This is a genomic window from Wolbachia endosymbiont of Drosophila bocki (genome assembly GCF_028982005.1).
GTDB classification, from domain to species: Bacteria; Pseudomonadota; Alphaproteobacteria; order Rickettsiales; family Anaplasmataceae; genus Wolbachia; species Wolbachia pipientis.
Window position 1 is genome coordinate 1 of record NZ_JAPQLG010000096.1, and the last position, 4,847, is coordinate 4,847.

Annotated in this window: 5 protein-coding genes and 2 pseudogenes; all 7 read right to left on the bottom strand. The window is 35.3% G+C overall.

What is annotated here, in order from left to right; genetic code table 11:
- Nucleotides 1-55: 55 nt before the first annotated feature.
- A pseudogene (locus OZD61_RS01995) lies at nucleotides 56-355 on the bottom strand (hypothetical protein); the annotation flags it as partial.
- Nucleotides 356-441: 86 nt separating this feature from the next.
- On the bottom strand, nucleotides 442-1,599 hold the full coding sequence (locus OZD61_RS02000) for a cytoplasmic incompatibility factor CifA (RefSeq protein ID WP_274979661.1): 1,158 nt from the start codon (nucleotides 1,597-1,599) through the stop codon (nucleotides 442-444).
- A gap of 72 nt (nucleotides 1,600-1,671) precedes the next feature.
- The gene (locus OZD61_RS02005) at nucleotides 1,672-1,887 is read right to left on the bottom strand and encodes a hypothetical protein (protein WP_274979662.1); all 216 of its coding nucleotides are present in this window, start codon (nucleotides 1,885-1,887) and stop codon (nucleotides 1,672-1,674) included.
- 138 nt (nucleotides 1,888-2,025) lie between these two features.
- Nucleotides 2,026-2,196: pseudogene (locus tag OZD61_RS05855) on the bottom strand (pyrimidine dimer DNA glycosylase/endonuclease V); the annotation flags it as partial.
- Between the two features lie 9 nt (nucleotides 2,197-2,205).
- Nucleotides 2,206-2,739, bottom strand: coding sequence for a pyrimidine dimer DNA glycosylase/endonuclease V (locus OZD61_RS02010; protein WP_182319956.1), 534 nt, complete (start codon nucleotides 2,737-2,739; stop codon nucleotides 2,206-2,208).
- Nucleotides 2,740-2,761: 22 nt separating this feature from the next.
- Nucleotides 2,762-3,658, bottom strand: coding sequence for an Rpn family recombination-promoting nuclease/putative transposase (locus OZD61_RS02015; protein WP_274979663.1), 897 nt, complete (start codon nucleotides 3,656-3,658; stop codon nucleotides 2,762-2,764).
- Between the two features lie 518 nt (nucleotides 3,659-4,176).
- Complete coding sequence (locus OZD61_RS02020; RefSeq protein ID WP_274979664.1) at nucleotides 4,177-4,671, bottom strand: helix-hairpin-helix domain-containing protein; 495 nt, start codon at nucleotides 4,669-4,671, stop codon at nucleotides 4,177-4,179.
- Between the last annotated feature and the right edge of the window lie 176 nt (nucleotides 4,672-4,847).

Sequence of the window (4,847 nt, forward strand, 5' to 3'; positions counted from 1 at the left end):
AGCTTGCAAATGATTGTCCTTTCCTTCATTTCTCTCCTATTACGAAGATTTTAAACAGGTTCTCAGAAATGCTGTAGCATCTGACAACTTGCTGTCCGTCACGATTATGAGTTAAAATAACAACTTTCAGATTTCCTGTATTTCTATTTCTACCACGTGTATCAATACTATGATTATCAAAACGAAAATACATTCTCTCATTTGCATTTAAGATATTAGCATCATGTGCAGTAGCAAACATACTAAAAAAGAATACAGGAAGGAAACGACCTGCACTTACATGGTACAAGAAAGATGGACATTGATCTAAAAAAGATTCAAATCCTTGTCTGAATCCTTCAAGATCTCCATCCACCAAACTCCTAATAAGTCCATCACCATTACTCATACAAAATACCCCTTATTTACTACGACCAGAAACACCAAGAGTTCATAAGTGGATTACTTGTTACCACTAAGCGTAAAGACGCTTTTTTTCTTATAAGAAGAAACACCACTTACACTAGGAGTTCCAAGCTCAGACTGCGGACCATCATCAACTGGCAAAGTTGTTTCCTTACTACCATGAGCTTTAGATCGTGACCGTAAATTATTCCAAGGACCATCACCTACAGGACCAAGAGGTAGAGTTGTTTTCTCTAACTCAGAGAATAACTCTTCTGCAAACAGACCGTAATCTACATTTACTCTTTTACCTTCTCTACCACATAATCTAAGGTTTTCTATCATGACTTCTTTAAAAAGTTCAAACTTTTCAGGGAAGCAATCCTTGGCAAATGACATTATATCTAATATTTCTTTTTTCTCTATTTCTTTTTCCCTATCAGACTCATGACTATCTTCTCGCTTCCAATTGACTATTAATCCTGCAAGCATACCACTTACATGAACCGTATAATTAGAAGTATTAACGGCAGCCTTCTTGTGTTTATAAAAGTGATCACATCCCCAAATCTTCATAATAAGAGATCTAGCTTGAACACTTGACTCAGAATTTTTCAACATTACACTTGAGAGTGATGAAAGAAGAAGTTCATACTCTCGCTGTGAGAATATTTTGTCTGAATGGTCTCCTCCTGCTGAAACGTCTTTATAGCACCAGCACTGTACCAAATCATGAACTGTATCAAAAAAACATGACTCTATTAATTTAGCAAGAAGAGCATATACTCCCTTATCTTTCTGCAATAATTTCTGTGAAAGAGTATCTTTATCGACTATCTTATTTACACAAAAATCTAAAATAGGAGCATCTTTCTCAACAGATTGAACGCGAGATAGAGCAAGAATAGCTTCTGTGAGCTTCTTTTCTTTATCTTCTTCTTTCAACAGATTATGAAAATACTCTACTCCTTCACTCCACTTAAGTTTTACAGCACTGTCAAAACCTTCTACTGCATCATACTTCTTTAATTCCCCAGATTCTCTATCGATCCAGAAATCAAATACAGGACCTTTCCTTCGAATGCCACCCAAAAGCGAGTTTCGTATGTACTCATCAGTTATAGGATTACCTCTACTATCAAGTTCATCAGAAGAAAATCCATTTTTGTAGGATTCAAATGCTTTTTGAAAGAGTGGATGAATTTTATCTACCACACAGTAACTACAAGCCATCTCATATTTGCGAAGTGGATTATCTATTCCACCTATTTTTTCTTCAGTAAACCTTTAACCTAAAGCAGCATTATCCAACCTTACACCTGACCAGCAACCTTCATCTTGGAATACATTGTGCAAAAACTTCAACTTATCACCCTTAAAGTATTTTATGTGCTCCATAAAGTTATCTTGAAGGACTCCCACCCATCTCTTGATAGCTGACTTCCTCCCGGCAGCAACTGCTGGATCTGGATATTTAATAGCTTCCTGTAATTTTTTGGACATCGTAGCCCGAAGCTCTTTCTGTGTTGGCATTAACCCCTCCTATTAAGTATTTATATAAAAAAGGCATTGTACAGACATTAGAATGGATTGCAATATTAGAATTACTAGAATAGAGGGTTTAATAAAAAAACGTTATGGCTAAAACTTCTTTTCTTGAATTTTCTCAATATAATCAACAGAAAACCCTGTTATTTCAGCAATAACATCAATAGAAACACCCGCCTTGAGTGAATTTTTAGCCACAGCTATTTTAGCCTGTTTTTCGCCCTCTTCCCTGCTTTTTTCATGTCCGATTTGGATGGCTTCTTTATTTATGAGCTATATTAGCTGTGGTATTGTGTAGCAGATTATCCAACCTGGTGCTTCTCTACCTTTTTCCCACTTAGCAAACCTCATCTTTTCTTTTAGGTAATATTCTCTATAGGCTTTTATGGGACTACTACATTTATAGCGATCAGGCAGTGCTTGTATAAAAGTTTGTATATCTGCTGATTGAAAAATTAGCAAATCCTTATTACTATCACACCAATCTATTACTTCCTCTGATTTATGCTTTCTTTTGTATCGCTGTGTATACTCTTTACACAATTCTTTTCCGTACTCTATCAACCAACAAAAGTTCCCTTTCGATTGCCTAGCCCATAAAGAACAAGGATGATTGCTGTGAGTGAGTTTATATGGAACTGCTATATTCTGATCTGTGGTACTGACAAAAGGATTTGGCGCTTTTAATGCGATTGAAAAAACATTACTTAATAACTGAGCAGTTTCTAATGGCATTTTTACTATATGCTTATCACATAACATTTGCGCCGCAATTGCTGGGTTTTCATCTAGTACAAAGATGTTCATCTAGGTGTGAAAAGAGATAAAATCAGGTTAAGTCTTTGACTTCGTCAACTGTAAGACCAGTAGTTTGAGTTATAATATCAATAGAAACTCCTGCTTTAAGTAGGTTTTTTGTGACTTCAATTTCCCTTTCTTTTCTGCCTTTTCCATGTCCGATTTGTATGCCTTCTTCTCTACCTTTTTCAGTAGCATCATCGAGTTTTTGAGCGAGGACAGCCTGTTCATCAAGAATACGTTTTATTTCCTGTTCATAGGCAATAAATTCTTTTTCTGACCAGTTGAATCTATTTAGCTCTTCATAGGCCTTTTTAATTATTAGATCACTACCTATTATTTTTTCCAGCTCTTCTTCACTAGTCTCATCTGCATATTTAAAGAAGTAGATCCATTTTTCAACTATATTTGAAAGCTGATCCTCTTTGGTTTTTGGAAATTTTGGCAATTCAATAAATATGAAGTAAAAATCTTTTAGATCGTGTTCATTAGTATCTTCATCCCGAATAGTATGCTTTGATTTATACTCAGACTTGTCCGGAAACAGGATACAATCTGCTATAGCAATAAAGATAATTTCCTTAAGGTCTTGGTATTGATCACCTTTATCAGCTTGTCTTGAATAAGCTTTAGCAGCATAGTATTGAGCACGTTTTTCAAATCCTTTAGTTTTAGCAACTTGCATCTCGACGATCACTTGCATCCCATCTTCATCTCTACAGAGAACGTCAACAATACTTTGCTTTTTAGCGGCGATATCAGGGTCTTGAATAGTACTTAAAAACTCTATATCCTTTATTTGGTTTTTACCAGTGAAGCCAATGATGTCATTGAGGAAGTGAATAAGTATATCCTTATTTTTTTCAGTACCAAATATTTTTTTGAACGCAACATCATTTCGTACGTCAAGGAACTTCGAAAGAGCCATAAGAAATCAACCTAAAAAGCATCAATAATTATACACAATTCTGAAGAAATATTCAACGTTTTTATTTTCAGGTAAGATTCAAGAGTGTTGATGAAAAAAACGACCTTCAGAGGTGAGCTTAGAATGGTATTTTAAGCCTTGAATGTAGTTTTGGCACTCTTTTTATCAACTCTTCTGTAAAGCGCCTAAAAAGGCCAGCAAATGGATGTCATGAATTTGGAGCTGTAGGAGACATCAAAGATACGCTTTTTGGTGTACAACGATATCGCTCACATAACCACCTTGGTAAACCATCTGAAGCTTATGACCAAGAATTTAGCTTTAATAGCGTGGGCATCAAGTTATATCAGGCAACAGCTTTCGATAAAACGGATTGCTGTAGAGTTTTGGGCATCTGCTGTAAGCCTCTTTTTTATGTACATTTTTCTCGCAGTTGAATTGCAATCTAACGAAAAGAAAATTGCTACTTGTTGATTTGAGGCTTTCAGTGATGAAGAAGGTATAGGAAATAATAGCGTTTATTTTTCTCTCATGATTAGTTTATTAAATTCCTCTTCAGTTAAAATTTTAATACCTAGTTTTAAAGCTTTGTGATACTTTGACCCAGGTTTTTCGCCGACAATCAAGAAGTCCGTTTTATTTGATACACTTGAATTCACAATCGCGCCTAAAGATTCCATTAGTGCTTGCGCTTCCTTTCTTTTCATTCCTGATAATTCTCCTGTGATGACCACTGTTTTGCCGCTAAGAGGGGAATTACTAACATTAGCACTTACAGGCTCAATCTTTAGTTGAGAAGCGAGATTCTTTACCATTTCAACATTATCCTTTTCAGAGAAGAAAGATATTAATGAATCTATAATCTTTTCTCCTACGCCTATTATGCTCATTAATTCTTCTTCATCAGCAGAATACCAATTTTCATATGAGCCATAATGTTTTGCTAGTAATTTTGCTACGTGTGGTCCGACGTATCGAATCCCTAGAGAACATATAAATTTATCCAAACTCACAACTCTTCTGCTGTTAATGGATTTGAGTAAATTAGATATTGATTTTTCATCCCATCCCTTCAGCTTACTTAAGTTGAAATTTTTGAGTTTTTCTTCGAGAGCAAAAATGTTAGAACCTGTTTAAAATCTTCGTAATAGGAGAGAAATGAAGGAAAGGACAATCATTTGCAAGCTGG

Coding starts and splice junctions, on each gene's coding strand:
- OZD61_RS02010 (WP_182319956.1), bottom strand. CDS start 2,739: ATGAACATCTTTGTACTAGATGAAAACCCAGCAATTGCGGCGCAAATG.
- OZD61_RS02005 (WP_274979662.1), bottom strand. CDS start 1,887: ATGTCCAAAAAATTACAGGAAGCTATTAAATATCCAGATCCAGCAGTT.
- OZD61_RS02015 (WP_274979663.1), bottom strand. CDS start 3,658: ATGGCTCTTTCGAAGTTCCTTGACGTACGAAATGATGTTGCGTTCAAA.